This is a genomic window from Nitrosomonas limosa, assembly GCF_054188085.1.
Genome location: NZ_CM135180.1, coordinates 57345 through 82489, shown reverse-complemented (window position 1 = coordinate 82489; position 25145 = coordinate 57345). Strand labels below are relative to the sequence as shown.

Below are 25145 nucleotides of genomic sequence, written 5' to 3'. Positions count from 1 at the left end.
AATAATGTTCGGCTTTTTCGAACGCCTGATCGATCCTTATCCGCCGGAACATCCGGCGGAACCGCCGCAAGGGCTCTATCCGTTTTGCCGCCATTACCTTCGCGGTATCGAGCCGCACTTGGTGGTATTGGCAATCCTGACCACTTTGCTCGCGATCAGCGAAGCCATGCTCTATAGCATCGTCGGTCAAATGGTGGATTGGCTGGCGGAAAAGAAAATCGATGCTTTCTTAGAAACTGAATGGCCCACCATTCTTGCCATGTCGGTTTTCATTCTGATCTGGATTCCATTGTTGGTGTTACTGCACGCATTGGCGATCAACCAGATGCTGATGGGTAATTTTCCGATGCGGGTGCGCTGGCTATCGCATCGTTACCTGCTCAGCCAAAGTTACGCCTTTTTTCAACACGAATTCAGCGGACGGATCGCCACCAAAGTGATGCAAACCGCCTTGGCTGTACGTGAGACGGTATTAAAGCTGCTCGACGTGATGCTGTTCGTCACCATCTATCTGACCACCACGATGTTTCTGATCATCAACGCCGATCCGTTACTGTGCGTGCCATTGCTGGTTTGGTTGATGTTATACATTGGTATCCTGTTTTATTTCGTACCGCGACTGAAACGCATCTCCACCTTACAGGCCGATGCCCGTGCATTGATGACCGGCCGCATCGTCGACAGTTATACCAATATCCTAACATTAAAACTGTTTTCCCGCAGCCAGCGGGAATCGGCTTACGTCAAAGCCGGTATGGAAGAATTCATGGCAACGGTCTATCCGCAAATGCGTCTGGCGACAGGTCTTAATTTCTCCGTGTGGACCATCAACATGCTGATGGTATTTGCCACCGGCGCGCTGGGTCTTACCATCTGGATGCAAGGCGGGATCAGCCCGGGTGCGATTGCAATTGTCATGAGTCTGGCGATCCGGTTAACCGGCATGTCGCATTGGATCATGTGGGAAGTCAACATGTTGTTTGAAAACATGGGCACCGTGCAGGATGGTATCAACACCATCTCAAAGCCACAGCTCGTCACCGACACCGCCAATGCTCAGGATATAACCGTCCAACATGGCGCCATCGAATTCCATCAAGTATCGTTTTCCTACCATTCGGAACATCGCGACCCGCTTCATATTTTCGAGAATCTCAATTTGCAAATCGCCGCCGGTGAGAAAGTCGGCATTGTCGGGCGCTCGGGCGCCGGCAAATCAACACTTGTCAGTTTGCTGTTGCGTTTTTATGACCCGCAACAAGGCCGCATCACCATCGACGGACAGGATATCCGCGACGTCACCCAAGACAGTTTACGGGGCAGCATCGCGATGGTGACGCAGGATACTTCACTATTGCATCGCTCGATCCGCGACAATATTCTGTTCGGAAGACCCGATGCAACTGAAGCGCAAATGATCGCCGCCGCCAAACAAGCACATGCGCACGAATTCATCCTCGCATTACGCGACATCAAAGGCCGCACCGGCTACGATGCGTATGCCGGTGAACGCGGCGTGACGCTCTCCGGTGGCCAGCGGCAACGCGTTGCAATTGCACGCGTACTGTTGAAAAACGCACCGATCCTGGTGCTGGACGAAGCCACCTCAGCGCTTGATTCCGAAGTTGAATCCAGTATCCAGCAGAACCTGTACCAATTGATGGAAGGCAAAACTGTGATCGCGATCGCGCACCGGCTATCGACCATCGCCGCGATGGACCGGCTGATCGTGTTCGACAAAGGCCGCATCGTCGAACAAGGCAGCCACGCAAAACTCATCGCCAATAACCAGCTTTACGCGCAATTGTGGAGCCACCAATCCGGCGGTTTTTTGGGATTGCTTGAAAACGAGCAACCTTGATTTCACCCTACCTGGCTTCAGCCAATTGTGTATGAACAATCCGTTACGATGTTTTTTAGGTGCAGCATCGCAACCACTATGTGGATCAGTGCGCTCGCAGTCACATCCATAATAGGAAAATCATCTGTTTCGGATTCCTACATAACCGTAACAGACGCTGTAGCATTCTCATCAAGTTGAACATTAAAACCATTCTGTAAATTAGAGTAATTAATACGCTATTTTCCAAAATTTACCCAACTGCCGGACATGATTAAATGCGACATCTAAAGATTTAAACCGCTAATCGTGTCCGATACATCGAAATACCAACCATTCAACCGCGTAAGAATATCCTTATATCTTTGCTTGTTTGCGTTACAAGCTCCAGCAATTTCATTCGCAACCAGCTTGGAACAAATGAGCCTGGAACAACTGATGAATGTCAGTATCGTCGGTGCTTCAAAATACGAGCAAAAACAACAACAAGTGGCGGCTGCAGTGAGCGTCATCACACGCAACGATATCCGCACTTACGGCTGGCGCACATTGGGCGAGGCATTGGCTAGTCTTCCCGGTATTTATACAACGTATGACTATCAGTACGATTTTTTGGGAGTGAGAGGTTTTGGCCTGCCGGGTGATTTCACAACACGTGTTCTGGTTACAATCAATGGCAATCGCATCAACGATGCCACTTATGATCAAGGCCCCATTGGCCGGGATTTTCCACTCGATATCGACTTGATCGAACGCATCGAATTCATTCCGGGCCCCGGCAGCGCCGTTTATGGTCAAAATGCCATGCTGGGCGTAGTGAACATCATTACCCGTAAAGGCTCCGATGTAAAAGGCATCGAACTGTCGGCATCGTACCAAACTGCAGAAAGCATGCCGCAAGAGCGAATCACCATGGGAAAGAAATTCGATAATGGCATCGATGCGATATTTTCTTTCTCAGCACTGCAGGCACGCGGTACGGATCGTTTTTTCGATTACGGTGATACTGGGCTTTCCGGTTTCGCACGCCGTCTGGACGGCGAGCACGTTAAACAATTTTTTACCAGTATCTCACGAGGACCGCTTTCGTTCGATTTCATTTACGGCAATCGCAACAAAGAAGACCCCACCAGCGCTTATTTTTCCGATCCTTTGACCGGCGGGCAATTTCAACAAGACCGGCGGCTCAATACCCAGATTCAGTATAACGAGCAATTTGCCAACAATACGCTGAATGTCATGGGCCGGCTATTTTTGGGTCGATACGATTATCATGCCGCGTATATCTATGAGGGACAAAGCACTCTATCCACTGGCCCCAGCAATTGGCATGGCGCAGAAGTGCGATTACTCTCCACCGCCATCACGAATCATAATTTAATGCTAGGCGTCGAGTATCAAAACAATACCAGCATCAAACAAACCTATCAAAACTTCGATGCGCCCGACAATAATTTATCGATCAACAGCTCGGTAGTTCGTGCAGGCGTCTATCTCCAGGATGAATGGCGCATCACCGACACGCTGTCGGCTACTGCGGGTTTACGCTACGATTTCAACACTTGGATCAACAGCCGGTTAAGTCCGCGCGGCGCGTTGATTTGGCAAGCCACGCCTAAAACCACATTTAAAGCGCTGTATGGACGCGCTCACCGTTCCCCGAATGCTTTCGAGCGTGATTTCGGCGACAACATTTCTCAAGTCGCCAACCCGGGATTACACGCCGAGATGGTAGATACTTTGGAATTCATAACCGATTACCGCCCTCAGCCGAGCATGAATCTACGGGCCACGGCTTATGCATGGGATATGCACAACCTGATTGCGTTAGGCATTGATCCGGTGAGCAAACTAACGCAATATCAACGATCACAAGGTAAAGTAAAGGCCCGAGGCGTGGAGCTGTCGCTCGACAAAACCTGGGATTGGGGAGGGCGTTTCCGCAGCAGCTATGGCATTCAGGGCGCGAATCAGCAAGATTCACACTTGCCTAATTCACCCTACCATCTCGGAAAAATCAATATTTCCATTCCCATTCCATTGATCACCGGGCTGCGAGCAGGCTATGAACTGCAATACTTCGGCAAGCGTAAAACACTCGATGGCTCGAATACCGATAGCTACGTGCTGTCCAATCTCAATCTGGTAACCGATGTTCCGCGCATAAAAGGATTGGAGGCCTCATTAAGCTTCTATAACCTGTTTAACGAAAATTACCTGCATCCGGCTTCCGACATTAACTGGCAGAACACTTTCTGGCAGCCGGGACGCACCGTGCGCTTCCGCTTGGATTACCGTTTCTAGGTTTGCCGGGCATGTGGAAGTTCCACGACAAAAAATTTTCTACCCGATCTGTTATCGCCAGATATCTGAGATTTGCTCGTTTCATGGCCAGAAGAAAAAGCATCGTAGCTGCCGATCATCAAAATTCCAGGAAGGGATTCTTAACTGATTGGCGAATAATGGTTTTCTCTCTACTCTTGCAGTTGTGTACCCCTTCTTTTCTTTACGCCGAAGAACAACCTTCGGAATACCGTTTGAAAGTGGCTTTTCTGTACAATTTTGCCGCGTATACAACATGGCCGAATCCGCCGGATCGCAATCTAACGCTTTGTATTCATGGTGAGGACCCCTTTGGTCAAAACTTGCAGCACCTGCACGGTAAAAAAATCAACGAACATGATATATTGATAAAATACACGAGAAATATCATAGACCTTACTGATTGTCATATGGTTTTTATCACTCAATCCGTCATAAAAGACGTTGATGACATCATTAAACAATTACAAGGAATGCCGATACTAACCATTGCAGACAGCCCTGGGGCTGGCCGCCGGGGCGTAGTGCTCAATATGGCCATCAAAGAAGGAAAGGTTACATTTGAAGCCAACATCGCCATGGCTGGAAAAAATCGCCTTAATCTCAGTTCTCAATTACTACGTTTCGCCAGTGAGGTACATCAATAATGGAGTCTCCAACAATTGCTGCTATGACTTTGCGCGCCAAATTGCAGCAGATCAGCTATGCCACCCAAGGCACTGCGATGTTGCTGGTTGCAGCTTTGGTTATTATCAGCAGCTTCTTTATCAGTTATCTGTCATTGCTCGAGACCAGCCGTTCCACCGCGAAATTGCTGGCTGAGAATGCAGTCGCGACGTTGATGTTCCAGGACACCAATACCGCCAGAACATTACTGCACTCGCTCAACAATACGCCAGACGTACAAGCTGCGGCGATTTACAATGTTGAAAAAAACCAATTCGTGCAATATTCGACTGAGAATAAACCGCTTCCTGAAACCTTGATGTCGTTGACCGAGAGCATTGCAACCAGCATCAGTCACTTAACGATCAATCAGCCTATTTATTTCAGCGATCAGTTGCTGGGCAGTCTCTATTTGGAAATAGCACTGTCCCCGCTATATTGGCAAATTCTTTGGTACATCATTGTTACCAGCGCGGCTGCGGCTCTGGCGTTATTCATCGCTAACTTAAGGCTGCAGCGGTTGAACCGTTCGGTGTTGGATCCGCTCAACGAGCTCTCCAGCGTGATGGGGCATGTCACCACCAAAGCGGACTATTCCACGCGGTTACAGCCCGGTGCCATCGTGGAATTGAACACCTTATCCTACGGTTTCAACAATATGCTGGAAATGATCCAGGAACGCGATGCCAAACTGGAATTGCATCTCGATCATTTGGAAGATGAAGTCGCGAGAAGAACTGAAGAGCTGGTAATCGCCAAAGAATCGGCGGAAGCTGCGAGTAAAGCAAAAAGCGAATTTCTGGCAACCATGAGTCATGAAATCCGCACGCCGATGAACGGTATTTTGGGAATGACCGAGTTATTACTAGGCACAGCTCTGGACAAGGATCAGCGCCGCTTTGCCGAAACCGTGCAAGGTTCCGGTCAACACTTGTTAAGCATCATCAACGACATTCTCGATTTCTCCAAGATCGAGTCGGATCACATGGAATTGGAAATCATCGATTTCGATCTGGTCCAAATGATCGAAGATACGCTCGTAATGTTCGCGCAACCGGCTGATAAAAAAGGGCTGGAATTAGCCGTGCAATTCACCCCGCCGAATACCGCTCTGATGGTGCGGGGAGATTCTTTCCGGTTGCGTCAGGTGATTGCCAATCTGGTCAATAACGCTATCAAATTCACCAGCGAAGGTGAAGTGGTCATCCGTACGACAATGACCGAGGAATCCGGGACTCTGGCAAATATCAGCATCTGCGTGGAAGACACCGGGATCGGCATACCTCCCGAATATCACGAAAAGATCTTCCAGCATTTCTCGCAAGCGGACGGATCCACTACCCGCCAATATGGCGGAACCGGGCTTGGTTTGACGATTTGCAAACGCTTGCTGGAGTTGATGGGAGGTAGCATCCGGGTTGAGAGCACCCAAGGCCAAGGCTCCAAGTTCTGGATCCACTTGCAATTGGAGAAATCCAAGCTAGCGCATAGCACAGCATCAAATATGGCCGATTTCCTCGGCCTCAAAGTATTGGTGGTTGATGACAATCAAACCAATCGGGAAATTCTCAAGATTCAGTTGCAAAACTGGCATATCAATACGGCATGCGCCGATGGCGCCGATCAAGCGCTGCGATTGATGACCGAAGCAGTGGAAACAAATGAGCCATTCCAGTTAGTGATCCTCGACATGCACATGCCCAAAATGGATGGATTGGAACTGGCCAGAGAAATCCATTCGCGCCCCGCGCTGTGCAAAACCCGCATGATGATGCTGACTTCAACTCACAGCGATGCAACGCAGCTCGAAAGAGAAAGTGTCGGTATTTTGCGCTGCGTCAACAAGCCTATCCGCCAGAAAGAGTTATTCGATATTATCCGCGACGTCATGAGCCGTAACCTGAACAATGCTGCCGGACAAGTCGCTCCGGCGCGGACTGCTCCGTCACCTGAAATGCCCCATATCAGCGGAGCAGTGTTGGTCGCGGAGGATAACCTGGTAAACCAGGAAGTCGCCAAAGCCATGTTATCAAAACTTGGCATGACCGCGACCATTGCTAACGATGGAAAAGAAGCTGTTGATCTTGTTGAAAAAAATCAGTACGATATTATTCTGATGGATTGCCAAATGCCAGTCATGGACGGTTTGGAAGCGACTTCGTTGATCAGAAAGCAGTATGGCGGCATCCCGATTATTGCATTAACCGCCAACGCCACTGAAGAAGATAGAGCGCTTTGCTTGAACGCCGGAATGAATGATTTTCTTTCCAAACCTTATTCCATCGAGCAATTACAACAAAAAATAACCGCTTGGCTGTCTCAAGAAAAAGCGGATAAGACGGGCGCGTCAGTAGCCGGATCAATTGAAAAATACGATGAGGTTAGCGCTATGTCTACGATCAATTTTACACGTCTTAATCAGATTCGCGAGCTTGATCCATCGGGCAGCGATAGCCTATTGCACAAGATTCTCCAAGCTTATCTGGATTCAGCGGAAAGTTATGTCCGCCAGCTTGAACAAGCGATTGCCAACGATGATGCGGAAAGTTTGCGGCAATCCGCTCATGCATTAAAATCAAGTTCAGGCAATGTCGGCGCGGATGATTTATCTGCAATCTTCAAGCAGATAGAAGCGGATGCCAAGGCTGGAGAACTCGCTCATGCCAGAACGCTTCTGGAAAGCATGCAATTGCAATACCAAGGCGTAACCACCGAAATCAAGCAAATACTCAATCAATCGTGACAATAGAAGCTTTTAGAATCTTACTGGCCGATGATGATCCTACGGTCAGATTATTGATGCATGCCGCCTTGCTGAAAGCAGGATTCCAAGTAACGTTGGCCTGCGACGGTGAAGAAGCGGTACGGCTGTTTGAAGCAGATCCTGCGGATATGGTCATGCTGGACGTTGAAATGCCCGGCATGGATGGCTATCAGGTATGTTCGTATTTACGGGCAAAGATTGGAAATGAATTACCGATCATGATGGTGACGGGCATGGATGACATGCAATCGATTAATCGCGCATTCGAAGCCGGCGCTACCGATTTTATCGCTAAACCGATCAATTGGAATTTGATCGCTTATCGAATTTTATATTTGCGGCGCGGTTATTTGAACATGCTTGCGCTCAAGGCTGCAAACGCGCGCAATAAAGCGATTTTCAGCGCAATTCCCGATACCATGTTCATCTTGAACGAAAAAGACAAAGTGATCGATATTTGCAGCCATTCCGAGAGTACACCGTGGCTCAAAGCAAATGTGGAGAACGCATTAACCCATTCACTGCCGGAAGATATTGCAAAACTTTATCTAGAAGCGGCGGATCGGGCGCGCCATCAAGGCATCGTTGAACCTTTCGAATATCCGCTGACGCTGAATGACAGTAAAACCCGGTATTATGAAAATCGCGTTGTTGCCATTGACGCCAAGGAAACGCTCTGCCTTGTGCGCGACATCACTGAGCGCAAGGATTCCGAAAGCAAAATCTTTCATTTGGCGTATTTTGACAACCTGACCGGATTACCCAATCGTCAGTCCTTTATGGAGCGTCTTGAAGGAGAAATCAACCGCGCCAAGTATACCGGCAATAAGTTAGCAGTCCTTTTCCTAGATCTCGATGGATTCAAAAGTATCAACGATACCATGGGGCACACTACCGGAGATACGGTGCTGCAATGGGCGGCCGAGCGGTTGCAAAGCAGCACGCGGCAATCCGACTTCGTATCGCGGAACAACCCGAAACAATCGGAAGTCAGGCTGGCCCGGCTTGGCGGTGATGAATTTACCGTTGTCATTCCGAACCTTCATCGCGCGGAAGATGCGCTAATATTGGCGCACCGAATCCGCGAAGCGATGCGCCGCCCCTTTCATCTCGAAAGCCGCGATGTGGTGCTCACTGCAAGTATTGGTATCGCGCTTTACCCGGACGATGGCGACGATGCCGAAACTTTGCTGAAGCATGCCGACACTGCGATGTATCATGCCAAAAATGAAGGCCGCGATAATTGCCAGTTTTACAATATCGCGTTAACGCTCCGGGCGGAAAAACGCATGCATCTTGAAAACGACCTGCGCGATGCGTTACAAAAAAATGAATTTTTCCTGGTATATCAGCCGCAATTCGACGTTGCCGCAGAAAGCTTCCAGTCGGTCGAAGCGTTGATCCGCTGGAATCACCCCAAGCAAGGCGCCATTTCGCCGCTCGATTTCATCCCGTTAGCGGAAGAAAACGGCTTAATTATCCCTATCGGAGAATGGGTATTGCGCACAGCATGCAGTGACGCTGCACGCTGGCATCAACAAGGTCATTGCCTGGAAGTCGCAGTCAACCTGTCACCGCTGCAAATCAAGAATCCCGGATTGGTCAAATCGGTATTGGATATCCTGGCGGAAACAAACTTCCCGCCGGAAAAATTAGTCCTCGAAATTACCGAAGGCGCACTCATGGAGCATAATGAGAATACCTTAAATACGCTTCATACGTTGCGCAGTCACAATATTCAAATTGCGCTGGACGATTTCGGTACAGGGTATTCTTCCATGAATTATTTGAAGCGCCTGCCCATCAACTGCTTGAAAGTCGATCAAAGTTTTATCCGTGGCCTGCTGGACGACGACGACAATCTTGCCATCGTCCGCGCCATTATTTCCCTATCGAAAAACCTTGGCTTTGCAATCACTGCCGAAGGTATTGAAACAATAGAACAAGCGCAAGTCCTGAAATATCTCGGCTGTGAAACTTTGCAGGGTTTCTATTTCAGCAAACCGATCGGAGAAACTGAAATCCTCTGTGCCAGCAACAAACGCTGGTCGATCCAACCAATGAAGCCTAATGACATACACCATGAAGATCGCTGATATCAACCAGCTTAAAATCAGCCAACTGCTGCCAAGCCCCAAGGGGGTGGCGTTGGCGCTAACCGAAGCGTGCCGGCGGGAAGATGTCACTATCAATGAAATTGCCAAGCTTATCCAAACGGATCCGGTACTGTCCGGCCGCCTGATACAGAAAGCCAATGCCACCAACCAGCGCACCCGTGCCATTTCTTCTGTTATGGAAGCCATTCCGCATGTGGGATTAAACGTTGTTAAACAACTGGCGATGGGGTTTTCCCTGATCGATCAATTTCAGGGAGGTCCTTGCAAAGGCTTCGACTATCAGGAATTCTGGTCACATTCGTTATTAATGGCGATTGCCATGCAGGAACTAGGTAAAGTAAACCGGGTTTCCGCACCGGATGAATTGTTCGCCTGCGGGTTGATGGCACGCATCGGTTGCTTGGCGCTAGCCACTATCTACCCTGAACAATATACCGAGCTATTGAAAAAGCAAACGCCCGAAGCACCAATCGTGCAATTGGAACAACAATTCCTGCAGACCGATCACAATCAGATTACCGCAGCGATGCTGATGAATTTTGGTTTTCCGGCAATTTTTGTCGAACCGGTTTATTATCATGAAGCACCCGCCGAATCAGGGTTTTCAGAGGGCTCCCGCCCCTATCAAATCGTGCATCTGTTAAACCTGGCCAAGCAGATCGCTGATTTCGGGTTAGTTGAAGAATCCGAGCGCAACAAACATATCCCCGAATTATTGCTGCTGGGTGGAAAAATTGGACTCGATACCGAGTCATTTGGCACCTTTGTCGATCAGATCATGAAAGAATGGCATGGCTGGCGGGCAATTCTCAAGCTGCCGGTGGTCGAATTACCGCCCCCATTCCTTAAAATGATGAATGCTGCGGCGCCGCGTCCGGAAAATGCGACCAATGCGTCTTCCTTACGGGTACTGTTGGTAGAAGACGATCCATCCAATCACATATTGGTCAAAGAGCTGCTTGCAAATGTGCTCGGCCACACCGTGTTTTCTGCTTCCGACGGTCAGCAAGCACTCTCGTTGGCAATGGAATCCATGCCGCATATCGTCATTACCGATTGGCTCATGCCGGTTATGAGCGGCCTGGAATTGACTAAAGCATTGCGCGTGACCGAATGGGGTCAGAATTTATACATCATCATGCTGACCAGCGTCGAAGACGAAGAAGAAGTCATCAAGGCATTTGATGCCGGTGTCGACGATTACATCACCAAGCCGATCCATATTCGCGCATTCCGCGCCAGACTGCGTGCGGCTTGGCACTATCGCCAATTGCAAGAATCCTGGGAACGCGATCGAGAGCAGCTTAAACGCTTTGCCGCAGAGCTGGCGGTCACCAACCGGAAATTGGAACACTTCGCGCTGACCGACATGCTGACAGAGCTGCCGAACCGCCGCTCCGGCATGGAAACGCTGGCGGAAACCTGGAGTATCGCCAACCGGACCGGGCAATTGATGGCTATCATGCTGATCGACATTGATCATTTTAAAGTCATCAATGACAGTTACGGTCATGCGATCGGCGACAAGGTACTCATCGCGGTATCAGCAATCATCCGCAAAACCGCCCGCAAAGGCGATACTTTCTGCCGCTTGGGCGGTGAAGAATTTTTAGTCGTGTGCCAGCCGGGAAATACCGATGCGAAGTCCGCCGTGCTATTTGCTGAAAGGCTGCGCCAACATATCCATAACCAGCAAATCACCGTTGAAAATATTAATATCCAAATCTCAGTCAGTATCGGTGTCGCTTTAAAAGAACCGGGAATGCACAGTGAAGATCACCTGGTCAACACCGCCGATAAAGCACTATACGCCGCCAAGAATGCCGGAAGAAACAGAGTCTATCTGTCGCTTAACAACAAACTCATTGCAGCGCCTACAAGCAACAATAAACCGGCAGAGAATTCCTGAATGCAGTCAAATTGCTAAAAAAAGCGGTTGAATCTGCGGTAATTGAGGTTTTCAGGAACTTTCTGACAAAGTAAGATAGCAAGTTCTGACAGATAATAATCAGTCTGAATTCAATAATTACCGCCCAATCACCATAGGTCATACCCGAAACCCGGCATCTGTTACCACAATGCTTGATCTGATATCGCGATTGAACAAAAGATTATTGCTAAGCGCCATTGTGGTGTGCAGTCTAAGCAATATTGCGGCTGCAGAAAAGTTGTCGCCGCAAGGAAAAAAACCGGCTGGTAATCAGCTCTTGGAACTCAGTATCGAAGAATTGATGAACATTCAAGTGACTTCCGCTGCCCGCCGTTCGCAAAAACTTTCAGAAGTTCCTGCCGCCATCTTCGTTATCACCCAGGACGATATCCGCCGCTCGGGCGCCACCAGTATTCCCGAAGCGTTACGTATGGCGCCCGGCGTCGAAGTCGCCCGGATCGGCACCGACAAATGGGCCATCAGCATCCGTGGTTTCAACGGCCGTTTTGCCGACAAGCTGCAAGTGCTGATCGATGGCCGCAGTGTTTACAATCCGTTGTTCGCCGGCGTGCAGTGGGAACAGCAGGACACGATGATGGAGGATATCGAGCGTATCGAAGTCATCCGCGGGCCGAATGCTTCTGTCTGGGGCGCCAACGCCGTGAATGGCGTGATCAATATCATCACCAAGAAAGCCGCCGACACGCAAGGCGTTTTGTTCTCTGCCGGTGGCGGCAGTTTCGAACACGGATTCGTAGGCGCCCGCTACGGTGGAAAAATCAATGAAGATACTTACTACCGTTTCTACGCCAAAGGGTTTACTCGTGACAACATGAAAACCGTTACGGGAGAAAGCGCCAACGATCAATGGCATTCCGCCAGAGGCGGATTCCGCGTCGATCATTCAAGCGGTATCGATCAATTCACGCTGCAAGGCGATATTTTTCATAACGCTTTTGGCGATCACCTGAATAAAACACAGTTGAGCGCCCCGATCATCCAGGCGGATTCCGCCAGAGGCCACAACGAAGGCGGCAATATCCGTTTCCGCTGGGATCGCACCCTGTCCGACCGTTCGTCGATCATGCTGCAAAGCTATTACGACCGGGTCGACTACCGCTTGCTCACCAGTTCTCTATTCAGAGCGGAAAGCTTCGATATCGATTTCCAGCATCGTTTTCCATTGTTTGAACGGCACGATCTGACCTGGGGTGCCAATTACCGCTTGTACCACAACAAAGTGTTCGATAACGAACTGATTTCGTTCAGTCCGCGCCAGCAAACCAATCACATGGTGAGCACCTTCATTCGCGATGACATCACGCTGATCCCGGAACATTTAAAACTGACACTGGGTTCCCGTTTCGATCACAACGATTTCACCGGCTGGGAGATTCAACCGAATGCGCGCGTCATGTTCACACCGGATGAAAAGAATTCATTGTGGCTGGCGGTTTCCCGTGCGGTTCGCATCCCTTCGCGCGCGGAAAACGATATTCTCTTTAATGCCAGAACCTTAGGCGCAAGGGACATACCCGGCTTGTCGGGTTTGCTGCCTTTCCCGGTATTGACACAGTTAGCCGGCGGCACCAATTTCAGTGCTGAAAAATTGCTCGCTTACGAAATTGGATACCGGCATCAATTTTCACCGACCGCATCGGTTGATATTGCCGCTTTCTATAACGATTACAGTCAGTTGCGTGATCTAGCGCCGAACCTTCAGCAGCTATCGTTTCAATCAAGCTTTCCGCAACATCTCATCCTGCCGATCCTGCTGACCAACAGAGGTTCCGGACACACGCATGGGGTCGAGGCGTCGGCTGATTGGCGGGTAAACGAGAAATGGCGGCTGCAGAGTAGTTACAGCTTCATTAAGATGCATATTCATTCGGATTCGTTATTACGGCAATTCGATCCAACCACCGGCAGCGCCGATTCCGTCAGCCCGCAGCATCAGATTTCAGCGCGTTCGAACTACGATTTCTCCGACCGGCTGCAACTGAACCTTTGGCTGCGTTACGTCAGCAGTGTGGACTTTTATCACTTGCCTGGCTATACCACGATGGATGCAAAAGCAGTGTATCGGCCGAGAAAAAACGTTGAGCTTTTTGTAGTCGGCCAGAACCTGTTCAGCCAGAATCACCGGGAGTTTGTTTCCGATTTTATTCCCTCGTTTCCCACTTATATCCCGCGTGGCGTTTATGCCGGCGTGGAATGGCGGTTTTAGCGATGAATACCGGATATACACCCCACCAATTCAACAGATCCAGCCCCTTGGTCCGGAAGCAGGTTATCGTGCATAAATGGGTATTATCGCTGGCGGTTTTCAGCTTCCTCGGATGCTTTATGAAACTTGCACTGGCCAGCAATAAATCCGCCGATGGCCAGTTCTTGAATTTAAGCATCGAAGAACTGATGAACGTCAAAGTCACGACGGTTTCCCGGCGTCCGCAAAAACTGACGGAAGTCGCATCAGCGGTATTCGTAATTACCCAGGATGACATCCGCCGTTCCGGCGCCACCAGCATCCCCGATGCGTTACGTATGGCGCCCGGTGTACAGGTCGAACGTGTCGGTACCGATAAATGGGCGGTCAGTATCCGCGGCTTTAACGGCGTATATGCCAACAAATTGCAAGTGCTGATGGATGGTCGCAGTGTCTACTCGCCGATTTTCTCCGGTGTTTTATGGGAACAGCAGGATACGCTGATGGAAGACATCGAACGGATCGAGGTGATCCGCGGCCCGGCGGCGACTTCCTGGGGCGCCAATGCGGTTAATGGCGTTATCAATATCATTACCAAAAAAGCCGCCGATACCCAAGGTACGCTCTTTACCGCTGGCGGCGGAAGCTTTGAACACGGCTTTGCGGGCGCCCGCTACGGCGGAAAAATCAATGATGAAACGCCTTTCCGCGTTTACGCCAAAGGGTTCTCCCGCGGACAAACGCAAGCATCGGCGGGTGAGCATGCCAACGATCAATGGCATTCCGCCCGTGGCGGATTCCGCGTCGATCATCAACGCGGTATCGATCAATTTACACTGCAAGGCGATGTCTTCTCCAATTTCGACGGCAGCACGCTGGATTATGACGCACGATATCTTTCAGCATCCCCTGGCGGCCAGATGCGGGGACACAACGAAGGCGGTAATATCCGTTTCCGTTGGGACCGGACTTTTTCCGAGCAATCGTCGATCATGCTGCAAACCTATTACGACCGGCACCATTCGCAGCTCTTACCCATCGGCAAATTTGACGCCGAAAGTTTCGACGTCGATCTGCAATATCGCTTCCCGCTGTTCGATCGCCATCAACTCACTTGGGGCGCGCACTACCGGCTTTATCATAACAAGGTATTTGATTCGCCTTTATTGACGTTCTCTCCACGTAACCAGACCAATCATTTAATTGGTACGTTTATTCGCGATGACATCACGCTGATACCGGATCGGCTGATGTTCACAATTGGCAGCCGGTTTGAACACAACGATTTTACCGGCATGGAAATACAGCCGAATGCACGGCTGATGTGGACACCAAACCCGGAAAATTCGGTATGGATAGCTGTGTCACGCGCTGTCCGCACACCATCGCGTGCTGAAAATGACAGCAAAATCGATATCACGCCTTTCTTGCCGGTCGCAACTGGTTTGGCATTATCCAGCTTGCCGTTTCCGATCTCGGCCACATTGCTCGGCAGCGGGCAATACAATTCGGAAAAGCTGATTGCTTACGAAGCGGGATACCGGCATCAGTTTTCTCCCCAAGCTTCCATCGATATCGCCGGTTTCGCCAACGACTACAGTCAATTGCGCGATGTTTCCTTCGGCGCATTTTCGTTGAGTACCGGCTTGCCGTTGCGATTGCTGCAACCGGTATTCATTAACAACCAAGGATCGGCTTTGACGTATGGCGTGGAAACATCGATCGACCTGAGACCGCTAGAAAACTGGCGTATCCAGACCAGTTACAGTTTTATCCATATCGATTTCTCTTCGAATAACTTGCTCAAAAACACCAATCCGACCACCGGAGGATCCGAAAAAGCGAATCCTCAACATCAACTGTCGGTCCGCTCCAACTACGATTTTTCTGAAAGGCTACAACTGAACTTGTGGTTGCGCTATACCAGCGAAATCGCTTTTTACCAGATTCCAAGTTACGTCACAATGGATGCCAAACTGGTCTACAGACCGGCAAAAAATACTGAATTGTTCGTTGTCGGCCAAAACCTGTTCAGCCAGCATCACCGGGAACTGACTTCCGACTTTATTCCTTTGGTGCCAGCAGCGATTCCGCGAGGAGTCTTTGCCGGTGTGCAGTGGCGTTTCTAATAGAGGATACGGTAAAAGCGATATGCGCATCGATAACCGACTCAATAAATACTTAGCGAAACTAGCCGATCGATGGGCTAGCCGCTTGCTGCTGACCGTGTGGTTAGGTTTTGGCCTGCCGGTTGTTCACGAAACGGCCCGAGCGGATAACGCCCTTGAGTATCAAGTCAAAGCAGCCTTTATTTACAATTTCATTGCGTTCACGCAATGGCCAAGCGATGCTGATTCGGAAGTAAATCTGTGCTTATATGGTGAAGATTATTTTGGTCATGAAATCGATAAGCTGCAAAACAAAGCGGTAGGCACGCGTTCGCTTAAAGTATCGCGAATCAGCAATCCGGAGCAATTGGCGCAATGTCAGGCGATTTTCTTTGCCAAATCCGTCAATAATGACTTGGCGGAGTTGATGCGCGATCTGTCAGACAAACCGATTCTGACATTGGCAGACAGCCCCAATGCTACCTCAAAAGGTATCGCAATCAATATGAATCTGGTGAACGAAAAAGTCGTTTTTGAAATCAATCTGGGAATCGCGAGAAAAGCAGGATTGGATATCAGCTCGAAATTATTGCAACTCGCAGCCAAGGTCTATCAATAATTTACACGGAGTAAATGAGCATTTTTCGCGAATTTTTAACGCGATTATCATGCCGCGTAGTAGCCGTGCAAAGGTCTCGATAAGTATCAAACTGATTTCTTGGAAATATCCCCTTTTTGATAGCTATTTCCCATTATTGATTGCACGATAACTTCTTTAAAATCATTGCTTGCTTTACCTTTAGCTATAATGAGGTAATCCATTGATATTAAATACTTTACTCCATACAGCCTACAGGAGATTTTCCCCATGAAACTATTCAAATTACTATTCTGTACTTTCGCCTTGATCGGTAATATCCATTCGGCTCACGCTACGATCGCAAGCGATACCGAGAAACTTTTCAACTGGGCGGAAAATACCTTTCCGTCGATCTTTTCTAGCCGTCGTGCAACTCAGAGTATCGAGCCCTGGCTATTCCGGCATTATCCTGAGTCCAATATTTATGTCGGCGTCAACAAAAGCGACAATCGGGTTTACGCAATGGGAGGTCCTTGGGGCGAGACGCCTGCATTGATCGACACACTTTCAAACCTCATCAACTATATTAATAGTTCAGGGGGTTCGGGTGAAATCTCAGCTTGTGATACTTCAAACGCGTTACCTGGATTCAATTATAGTCAAAGTGGCAATGTCGTGACAGTGACGACAAATGGTTCATGCATTACTGCGCCTGAACTCTCCAACACAAATCTGTGTAAGATACCGGAACAAACTGCGGCCAGTGGTATTTCTTTGCTTGGCAGCAATAATGTCACATCGTCGAGTATTGAAGGTATATCAACCAGCATCCCAGGGTTACCGAATCCGTTCCAAGCCATTGTCGATGCGACTGCCAGTGTGAAGCATTGCACGATTAATGCCCCTGCTGAATCCGCCAATCTGGTTGTAAATTCCGATCTCTGTCTCGACATTACAGCATCACTGACCGGGACTTTGTCCAGCCTTCCTATCGAAGGCATTGTGGTGACGCCGCCGGTGAAGTATTACACTCGAGGAACCTTTACCAATCAAACCGTTGCCGATTGCTTTGCAACCGATGCCACAACGATTACCGATGCTTTTACCGGCGAGGTTTGGGTGAATCAGGACGGCAGTTTTGTCAAAGTCGGCAGTTAATGGTCACAAAAAAAATCTGCACAACGGTGTGAGAAAAGTCACAGTCATATTTAAAAGATAGGGGTATATTTCCCCTCTGTTTTCATCTTCAAAATATTCAGTAAGTATTAAACTTAAAGTCAATTAATCGCAATCGATCCAAACATCGAAGCGGAATGTAAAAAACGTAGCGATACTTTACTGATGAAGATGTTTTACATTCGACCGCTGATTGTGATGAACGATTTTATGACGAGGCCCTTTAATCCCTATTGCTTGCAATAGGGATTTTTTTGCTTCGCTTAGCAGCCCGTTGAAAAACGTTTTCGAGGCAGCCGATACAAGGCAAAAACAGGCGAAAAAGCGCAGTTTATGCGGTATAAATGAGCATTTTGAGCTTGTTTTTAACACCGTAGCGGCAACACAGATAGTTTTTCAACGGCCTGTTAGTCGGTCACTACGATCGGGGTAACCGCCAGATGACGGCCGATCGAATTGGCCGCTAATTTCGCGACCGCTTGATCGGGATAAGGTCCCGCATGAATTTTGTACAGCCCATTATTTTTAGAGATGTTGACGGAATCTTTCAAAGAAGGAATTCTTTTCTGCACCTGTGCCAGAAAATTCCGGGCATTATCGGGTGAACCAAAAGCGCCCAACTGCAAATAAACCAGAGCCATTTCAGCATTACTATCCGCTACCGGCAATGATTTCGATGGTTTGGAAATGGCCAATGTCATTGAATCATTATCGGGCAAAATGCTTTCGACCTCCACGCGGCCGCTGCCCGCCGCCAGTATTCCGAGCTTGTATGCCGCCGTGTAGGACAAATCAATTAATCGATCCGCCAGAAACGGACCACGATCATTCAACCGCACGATGACCGACTTACCATTATCCAGATTGGTCACCCTGGCATAACTTGGGATCGGTAGTGTGGGATGAGCCGCTGTCATGGCATACATATCATAGACCTCACCCGAAGCGGTATTATTTCCGTGGTAACGGCGTCCGTACCAGGAAGCGATTCCTCGCTTTTTATAAGGTGTCAATTCGGTCATCGGCTTAAAAGTTTTACCCAAAGCAACATACGGTTGCATATTTGCCGACCGTAGCGGTTCGGCTTTGGGAACGGCGTCCGGAACCAAATGCAAATTTGATGGAGGGTTATCTTCCGGTCCGTCATCAAGGTAATAACCGCCGCCACGTTTGCCGACAGTTGCTGAGCGATATTTCGAATCGGATAAGACTGCAGTGACTGCATCCGGTTTTTTTTGAATGGAAGATTGCTGGTTGTATTGCGGTGTGCTGCTGCAAGCGGACAATATAACTATTGGCAGTGCCAGTAACAATCTAATTGCGAACGGTGAGAATATATACAATTACTAACTACCTCCTGCAAAACTGAATTCGTGTTTATTAGGTTTTGACCAGCTTGGGATGCGTCTGAATACTCATCAAAATACCGAAACCCAGTAACATCGTCACCATGGAAGTGCCTCCGTAACTGATCAGCGGCAGCGGTACTCCCACAATAGGCAGAATGCCGCTGACCATGCCCATGTTTACAAAAATATAGGTAAAGAAAGTGAGTGTAATGGACCCGGCAATCAATCTTGTAAATTGTGTTGAAGCGTTTGCGGTGATCATCAAACAGCGCCCGATCACAAACAAATAAAGCAATAATAACATGGTATTACCGATAAGACCAAATTCCTCTGAAAAAACTGCAAAAATGAAATCTGTGCTTTGCTCGGGTAAAAAATCCAGTTGCGTTTGCGTGCCGTTTAACCAGCCCTTACCGCTAATACCGCCGGAACCAATCGCAATCGACGATTGGATCGTATGATAGCCCGCTCCAAGGGGATCTTGCGTCGGATCCAGCAGTGTCATGATACGCCGTCGCTGATAATCATGCATAAATGTCCACAGAATTGGCAGACTGGCCGACACTGTCAGTAATAAGCCCATGATGATACGCCAGGACAATCCTGCCAAAAACAGTACGTAGAAACCGCTGGCAGCGATCAATAATGCGGTTCCTAAGTCAGGCTGCCGCAAAATCAGGAATACCGGCAGCAGCAGCAGAATGGTGGCGCCCAGATAATCGCGCAAGCGTAAGGTAATCTCATGCTTATCAAAATACCACGCCATCATCAGCGGAATGGCGATTTTCATTAATTCCGAAGGCTGAACCCGGGTAATTCCGATATTCAACCAGCGTCTGGCGCCATTATTTATTTCTCCAAATAACGCCACGCCGACGAGTAATGCGAGTCCGAACAAATAGAGCGGCAATGCCAGGCGCATGATCTGCTGCAAAGGAATATTCGCAACCAGCCACATAATGACCAGCGCTATCAGCATATTAACGAATTGATTGCTGACGCGCGCCATATTGGCGCCGGTAGCGCTATAGAGCACAAACAACCCGACGGTCATCAACGCCAACAGCCCGATCAGCAAAAAACTATCGATATAGCGGGTCAGGAAATGCCAAATGGTTTTAACTTCAATCATGCAAAAATTGGTCTATTGTCGCGCTAGGATAATTGATTAAGAATCGTTGATGTTGTCTCACAAATGATCATGGTTCTCAGACGAGTCAGTCAGTTGCGCCACTGTAGTTTCCGGCTTTTTCCCCAATAAATAGTAATCGAATACTTGCCTTGCAATCGGCGCTGCAGTCGAACCGCCCGTTCCAGTATTTTCTACCAGAATAGCGAGCGCGATTTGGGGATTTTCTGCGGGCGCATATGCGATAAACATCGCGTGATCGCGGTGCCGCTCATTGATGCGTTTCTCATCGTAACGCTCCCCTTGCTTGATCCCAATAACTTGCGATGTTCCAGTTTTCCCTGCAAACGTATAAGCTGCATTGGCTCCGGCTTTCGCCGCCGTTCCACCCGGTTTGGTCACATCCACCAATGCTTGCTTGACCACTTCTAGGTGCCTTGGCTTTAAATTCAAGGTATACATCAGTTGCGCGGGGATTTCCTCGATCTCGCCGGTTAGACTGTCCTGAATTTGTTTGACAAAATGCGGCCGGTAAGCCTTGCCTTCATTGGCAATCAACATCGTGGCAAACGCTAGCTGTAGAGGAGTTGTCAGGTTATAGCCTTGACCGATTGAAACCGAAATGGTATCTCCGGCATACCACTTTTGTTTGTATTGGCTCATTTTCCAGGCAGCCGACGGCAATAATCCAGATACCTCGCCTTCAACATCGATGCCTGTTTTGCGCCCCAAACCAAATTGACTGATAAAATTATAAATATTATCGATGCCAAGATCGTTCGCAAGACTGTAGTAATAGGTGTCGCATGACACAACGATGGATTTATGCAAGTCGACCCTGCCGTGCCCTCCCGGTTTCCAGTCGCGGTAACGCCGATCGACACCTGGCAGCGAGAAAAATCCTGGATCATTCATACTGTATTCCGGCGTACGTTTGCCTAATTCCAACGCGGCTAATGCCATAAAAGGCTTGAACGTTGACCCTGGCGGGTATACCCCGCGCAAAGCCCGGTTATTGAGTGGCCGGTCGATCGATCCATTCAGTAATTTCCAATTCTCATGATCAATCCCGCCGATAAAAAGATTGTTGTCATATCCGGGTTTACTGACAAACGCCAGCACTTCGCCATTATTCGGATCCAGCGCAACCAATGCGCCGCGGCGTTCGCCAAAAGCTTGTTCCGCTGCTTGCTGCAATCCTAAATCCAAAGAAAGAATCAGATTATTACCCGGAATCGGCGGCGTCCTAGATAAAACCCGAATCGAGCGCCCCGCCGCATCGGTTTCCACTTCCTCGAACCCCGTGATTCCATGCAACTGCTTTTCATAGCTCTGTTCGATACCAATTTTCCCGATATGCTGCGAACCGCGATAGTTGCGAAGCTCTCCGCTACGCTCCAGATACTCCAGATCTTGATCATTGATACGGCTGATATAGCCGATCACATGTGACACAATCTCCTTCTCTGGATATTGACGAAACACTCGCGCCTTGATTTCAATCCCCGGAAAGCGATAACGGTTTGCGGCAAAAGTTGCGATCTCCACATCCGTCAAACGACTTCGAATGGGAAGACTTCTGAAACGCTTACTTTCCTTCAATAATTTCTTGAAGCGTTGCCGATCCGTTGGAGTAATCTCGATGAGTGTCGCCAGCTCGTCCAAAGTCACATCGAGATCGCTGATCTTACTGGGAACCACCTCCAAGGTGTAAGCCGAATAATTTTGTGCCAGCGCCCGGCCATTCCGATCCAGAATCAGACCTCGATTGGGCACTATCGGAAGAATGGAAATACGATTTGCTTCCGCCAGCGTATGATAGTGCTCCTGTTGAGTCACTTGCAGATAATAGAATCGCGCATAGAGAATCAGAAATAACACAAGCATAAAACCCATGCTTATGGCAAGACGAACCCGGAATTTACTTAATTCAACAGGAAGATTACGTAACTCTACGTGTTGCTTCATAATGCATCAGGATCAGGTTTTGGCTGTAACAGTAATGACAGTAACCAAGACATTGGCACCCAGGCAATACTGCCAGAAACAGCAGCAATAAAAAACTGCGAGTCGGCAAATGATGCGCCGGTGGATGCGGCGATCAATACGATAACGATTTGCATAATGAATAACACGAGACCTATTTGCGGCGCCTGCCGCAAAAATCCAAACAACCTTAAGCGACGCCCAAACACTGTCGTCAGATAAATTACCACGCAATAGGCCAATGCATGCTGCCCCAGTATGCTGACATTGGCGACATCCATCATCAATCCCATGCCAAACGCGACACTCATGCCCATTTTGTCGGGATGATTGATGTTCCAGAAAGCAAGTAAGAGCGCAACGAAATCGGGGCGCAGAAATGTGATTTCATCCGGAAGCGGTAAGAAATTCAGTATCAGGGCGGCCACCAGGCTGATAGCAACAAACCAACTACTGGCGGGAACATACAGATCCTGCTCTAAATAGTTTTCCTGAATAGCATTATTCTCTTTAATTCTGCCCCGGTTCAATTGCCGGCACCTCTCCAGACTCGTTAAGCTCTGATTGTACTAAAGATAGCACCAAAACCTGCCGGTTTCGTTCCACACCCGCCACCGGTGTGCTGATGATCAGCGCAAAATCGCCGGCAGGATCTTGTCCGATCCTTTCGACAATAGCAACCGGGATACTCGGCGGATAAACGCCCCCGATGCCGGAGGTCACTAACAAATCGCCTCGTTGAATATCGGTATTAACCGACAAGTAACGAAGTTCGAGCTCATTATTCTTTCCGCTGCCAGAAATGATCGAACGCAACCCGTTACGCACAACTTGAACCGGCACGGAGTGATCTTTATCGGTCAGCAGCGTCACTTCAGCAGACCAGGGATAGCGTTGTGTGACTTGCCCGATAATCCCTTTATCATCGATAACTGCTTGTCCGAGCTGAATTCCGTGGAAGCTGCCTTTGTTGATGGTAATTTTGTGGTTAAAGGGATCGCGCGGTGTCGACAGGATCTCTGCCAAGATAGTTCGGGTTTTGATACTGGCTTGAATTTGCTGAATAGCTCCCAGCAGTTTGCGCAAATGCAGATTTTCTGCTTCCAGCGCTTCCAGTTTCAGCAATTGCTCACGCCGGTCCCAATACAATTGACGTAACTTGGCGTTCTCTTCCAGCAAGTAAAAACTCGCAACAAATTTTTCCAACTGGTCATAAACGGTTGCAGGAAAATAGGCCATTCTCTGCAAAGGGTGAATAAGGACACCGATAGTCTGCCGCAACTCTGGAAAAAACTTGAAACGGGTATCCTCGGCAATCAATACGCATGAAAGCAGCGCAAATACCAGTAATCTTGCGAACGGACCGGGGCCATTTCTGAAAAACTGCGGCGTTTTTTCCATTACGTCTCGTACTCAATCATTGGATTTTTTCCGAACCGACACGCAAGAAAAACAAAATATTAGCGCATAAGCCAGTACTAATCGCGAGCAAAAATACCGATTGATCGATCCATATTCTCCAGCGCAATCCCGGCGCCGCGTACCACGCAAGTCAACGGATCATCGGCAACGATAACCGACAAACCGGTTTCTTCCATCAACAATCGATCAATATCCCGCAGCAATGCGCCACCACCGGTCATAACCATGCCTTTCTCGGCAATATCCGCGCCCAGTTCAGGCGGCGTATGTTCCAACGCCGATTTCACCGCGCTCACAATGCTGTTGAGCGGCTCCGCCAATGCTTCCAGGATCTCGTTACTTGAGATGGTAAAGCTGCGCGGAATGCCTTCCGCAAGATTGCGGCCTTTCACTTCAATTTCCCGGACTTCTGAACCCGGAAATGCCGAACCGATTTCCTTCTTAATGATTTCTGCGGTCACTTCACCGATCAGCATGCCATAATTACGGCGAATATAATTGATAATCGCCTCGTCGAATTTATCTCCGCCGACACGGACCGAATTGGAAAATACGATTCCTCCCAACGATATCACACCGACTTCCGTGGTTCCGCCGCCGATATCCACCACCATGGACCCGGTCGGCGATTCCACCGGCAAATCAGCACCCAATGCCGCCGCCATCGGTTCTTCGATCAATTCGACTTTACGCGCACCGGCGCCATAAGCTGCTTCGCGGATTGCCCGCCGCTCCACTTGCGTTGAGCCGTAAGGCACACAAATAACGATCCGGGGATTGGTGGAAAATAACCGTGGCGGATTTACCTTACGGATAAACATCTTGAGCATTTGTTCAGTCACAGTAAAATCTGCAATCACACCGTCTTTCATCGGACGGATTGCGGTGATATTGCCCGGTGTGCGGCCGAGCATTTGCTTGGCTGCTAGACCGACTTGCTGAATCATTTTTTTTCCATTAGCGCCGCTTTCTTCGCGAATAGCCACTACAGAGGGTTCATCCAGTACGATACCTTGTCCGTGGACATATATCAGCGTATTGGCTGTGCCCAGATCAATCGCCATGTCTGTTGAAAAATAACTTCCAAGAATACTGTTGCTCAAGAAATTAAACATAGTGGCAGAATCCGATATTAATAATTATGATGAGAGCGAATGATAATTAAAACCAGCAAAAAATAATACGCCAGTTAAACTGCGGCATGATACCCTAATACTTCTTTGAATATAAGGCTACCGATATAAAATGACTTTGTCTGTAAACGATGTAAAACGGATCGCTGAACTTGCTTATATTGAGATTAACGATCAAGAGGCTAAAGAGACTTTGGGACAGTTATCCGGTATTTTTAACTTGATTGAATCCATGCAGGCTGTTGACACCGAAACCGTGGAACCGATGTCTCATGCGCAAAACGTATTTCAACGATTACGGGAAGACGAAATTACGGAAACCGACCAGCACCAATTATACCAATCAATCGCACCGCAAGTCGAAGCGGATCTTTACCTGGTTCCACAAGTAATAGAATAAAAAATATTAATAATATA

General features: G+C 48.7%; 17 protein-coding genes. 11 read left to right on the top strand and 6 right to left on the bottom strand.

The genetic code is table 11. The annotated features are described in order from the left end of the window. Positions 1-4: 4 nt before the first annotated feature. The 10 genes from ACV7NC_RS00335 (at position 5) to ACV7NC_RS00290 (ending at position 17691) form a co-directional block, all read left to right on the top strand. Complete coding sequence (locus ACV7NC_RS00335) at positions 5-1861, top strand: ABC transporter ATP-binding protein (protein WP_458153419.1); 1857 nt, start codon at positions 5-7, stop codon at positions 1859-1861. 399 nt (positions 1862-2260) lie between these two features. Continuing rightward, positions 2261-4144: a TonB-dependent receptor plug domain-containing protein gene (locus ACV7NC_RS00330; RefSeq protein ID WP_458153418.1), complete on the top strand. Its 1884-nt coding sequence runs from the start codon at positions 2261-2263 to the stop codon at positions 4142-4144. Positions 4145-4227: 83 nt separating this feature from the next. Then, the gene (locus ACV7NC_RS00325; RefSeq protein WP_458153417.1) at positions 4228-4809 is read left to right on the top strand and encodes a YfiR family protein; all 582 of its coding nucleotides are present in this window, start codon (positions 4228-4230) and stop codon (positions 4807-4809) included. Continuing rightward, complete coding sequence (locus ACV7NC_RS00320; protein ID WP_458153416.1) at positions 4809-7571, top strand: response regulator; 2763 nt, start codon at positions 4809-4811, stop codon at positions 7569-7571. The genes ACV7NC_RS00325 and ACV7NC_RS00320 overlap by 1 nt, the downstream gene beginning before the upstream one ends. Continuing rightward, positions 7568-9688, top strand: a complete 2121-nt coding sequence (locus ACV7NC_RS00315) for a two-component system response regulator (protein WP_458153414.1) — start codon at positions 7568-7570, stop codon at positions 9686-9688. The genes ACV7NC_RS00320 and ACV7NC_RS00315 overlap by 4 nt, the downstream gene beginning before the upstream one ends. Continuing rightward, entirely contained in the window at positions 9675-11618 is a 1944-nt protein-coding gene (locus ACV7NC_RS00310) for a GGDEF domain-containing response regulator (RefSeq protein ID WP_458153413.1), read from the top strand. The genes ACV7NC_RS00315 and ACV7NC_RS00310 overlap by 14 nt, the downstream gene beginning before the upstream one ends. Positions 11619-11787: 169 nt before the next feature. Continuing rightward, the gene (locus tag ACV7NC_RS00305) at positions 11788-13866 is read left to right on the top strand and encodes a TonB-dependent receptor plug domain-containing protein (protein WP_458153412.1); all 2079 of its coding nucleotides are present in this window, start codon (positions 11788-11790) and stop codon (positions 13864-13866) included. Between the two features lie 68 nt (positions 13867-13934). Continuing rightward, positions 13935-15974 (top strand): TonB-dependent receptor plug domain-containing protein, encoded by a 2040-nt coding sequence (locus ACV7NC_RS00300; protein WP_458153411.1) that lies wholly within the window; start codon positions 13935-13937, stop codon positions 15972-15974. 22 nt (positions 15975-15996) lie between these two features. After that, the gene (locus ACV7NC_RS00295) at positions 15997-16572 is read left to right on the top strand and encodes a YfiR family protein (RefSeq protein WP_458153410.1); all 576 of its coding nucleotides are present in this window, start codon (positions 15997-15999) and stop codon (positions 16570-16572) included. Positions 16573-16821: 249 nt separating this feature from the next. Then, entirely contained in the window at positions 16822-17691 is an 870-nt protein-coding gene (locus ACV7NC_RS00290) for a hypothetical protein (protein ID WP_458153408.1), read from the top strand. Between the two features lie 425 nt (positions 17692-18116). Here the strand turns inward: ACV7NC_RS00290 and ACV7NC_RS00285 are convergent, their stop codons facing one another. From ACV7NC_RS00285 to ACV7NC_RS00260, 6 genes are all read right to left on the bottom strand, one after another. Next, a complete protein-coding gene (locus tag ACV7NC_RS00285) occupies positions 18117-19052 on the bottom strand; it encodes a septal ring lytic transglycosylase RlpA family protein (RefSeq protein WP_458153407.1) in 936 nt (311 codons plus the stop codon). 37 nt (positions 19053-19089) lie between these two features. Beyond that, a complete protein-coding gene (rodA, locus tag ACV7NC_RS00280) occupies positions 19090-20190 on the bottom strand; it encodes a rod shape-determining protein RodA (protein WP_458153405.1) in 1101 nt (366 codons plus the stop codon). Between the two features lie 57 nt (positions 20191-20247). Then, entirely contained in the window at positions 20248-22155 is a 1908-nt protein-coding gene (mrdA, locus tag ACV7NC_RS00275; RefSeq protein WP_458153404.1) for a penicillin-binding protein 2, read from the bottom strand. Then, entirely contained in the window at positions 22152-22703 is a 552-nt protein-coding gene (gene mreD, locus ACV7NC_RS00270; RefSeq protein ID WP_458153403.1) for a rod shape-determining protein MreD, read from the bottom strand. The genes mrdA and mreD overlap by 4 nt, the downstream gene beginning before the upstream one ends. Next, complete coding sequence (gene mreC / locus ACV7NC_RS00265) at positions 22684-23574, bottom strand: rod shape-determining protein MreC (RefSeq protein WP_458153402.1); 891 nt, start codon at positions 23572-23574, stop codon at positions 22684-22686. The genes mreD and mreC overlap by 20 nt, the downstream gene beginning before the upstream one ends. A 77-nt stretch (positions 23575-23651) precedes the next feature. Beyond that, positions 23652-24710 carry a rod shape-determining protein gene (locus tag ACV7NC_RS00260; RefSeq protein WP_458153401.1) on the bottom strand — a complete coding sequence of 353 codons (1059 nt, stop codon included), beginning with the start codon at positions 24708-24710 and terminating at the stop codon, positions 23652-23654. 130 nt (positions 24711-24840) lie between these two features. Between ACV7NC_RS00260 and gatC the strand changes: the two genes are divergently transcribed. Then, positions 24841-25128 (top strand): Asp-tRNA(Asn)/Glu-tRNA(Gln) amidotransferase subunit GatC, encoded by a 288-nt coding sequence (gene gatC, locus ACV7NC_RS00255; RefSeq protein ID WP_458153400.1) that lies wholly within the window; start codon positions 24841-24843, stop codon positions 25126-25128. The last annotated feature ends 17 nt before the right edge of the window (positions 25129-25145 follow it).

Bases quoted from the DNA above. Each gene is read 5' to 3' on its own strand.
- ACV7NC_RS00325 (WP_458153417.1), top strand. From the start codon at position 4,228: ATGGCCAGAAGAAAAAGCATCGTAGCTGCCGATCATCAAAATTCCAGG.
- ACV7NC_RS00290 (WP_458153408.1), top strand. From the start codon at position 16,822: ATGAAACTATTCAAATTACTATTCTGTACTTTCGCCTTGATCGGTAAT.
- ACV7NC_RS00295 (WP_458153410.1), top strand. From the start codon at position 15,997: ATGCGCATCGATAACCGACTCAATAAATACTTAGCGAAACTAGCCGAT.
- mreC (WP_458153402.1), bottom strand. From the start codon at position 23,574: ATGGAAAAAACGCCGCAGTTTTTCAGAAATGGCCCCGGTCCGTTCGCA.
- ACV7NC_RS00320 (WP_458153416.1), top strand. From the start codon at position 4,809: ATGGAGTCTCCAACAATTGCTGCTATGACTTTGCGCGCCAAATTGCAG.
- ACV7NC_RS00260 (WP_458153401.1), bottom strand. From the start codon at position 24,710: ATGTTTAATTTCTTGAGCAACAGTATTCTTGGAAGTTATTTTTCAACA.
- mrdA (WP_458153404.1), bottom strand. From the start codon at position 22,155: ATGAAGCAACACGTAGAGTTACGTAATCTTCCTGTTGAATTAAGTAAA.
- ACV7NC_RS00310 (WP_458153413.1), top strand. From the start codon at position 9,675: ATGAAGATCGCTGATATCAACCAGCTTAAAATCAGCCAACTGCTGCCA.
- ACV7NC_RS00305 (WP_458153412.1), top strand. From the start codon at position 11,788: ATGCTTGATCTGATATCGCGATTGAACAAAAGATTATTGCTAAGCGCC.
- ACV7NC_RS00335 (WP_458153419.1), top strand. From the start codon at position 5: ATGTTCGGCTTTTTCGAACGCCTGATCGATCCTTATCCGCCGGAACAT.
- ACV7NC_RS00330 (WP_458153418.1), top strand. From the start codon at position 2,261: ATGAGCCTGGAACAACTGATGAATGTCAGTATCGTCGGTGCTTCAAAA.
- gatC (WP_458153400.1), top strand. From the start codon at position 24,841: ATGACTTTGTCTGTAAACGATGTAAAACGGATCGCTGAACTTGCTTAT.
- rodA (WP_458153405.1), bottom strand. From the start codon at position 20,190: ATGATTGAAGTTAAAACCATTTGGCATTTCCTGACCCGCTATATCGAT.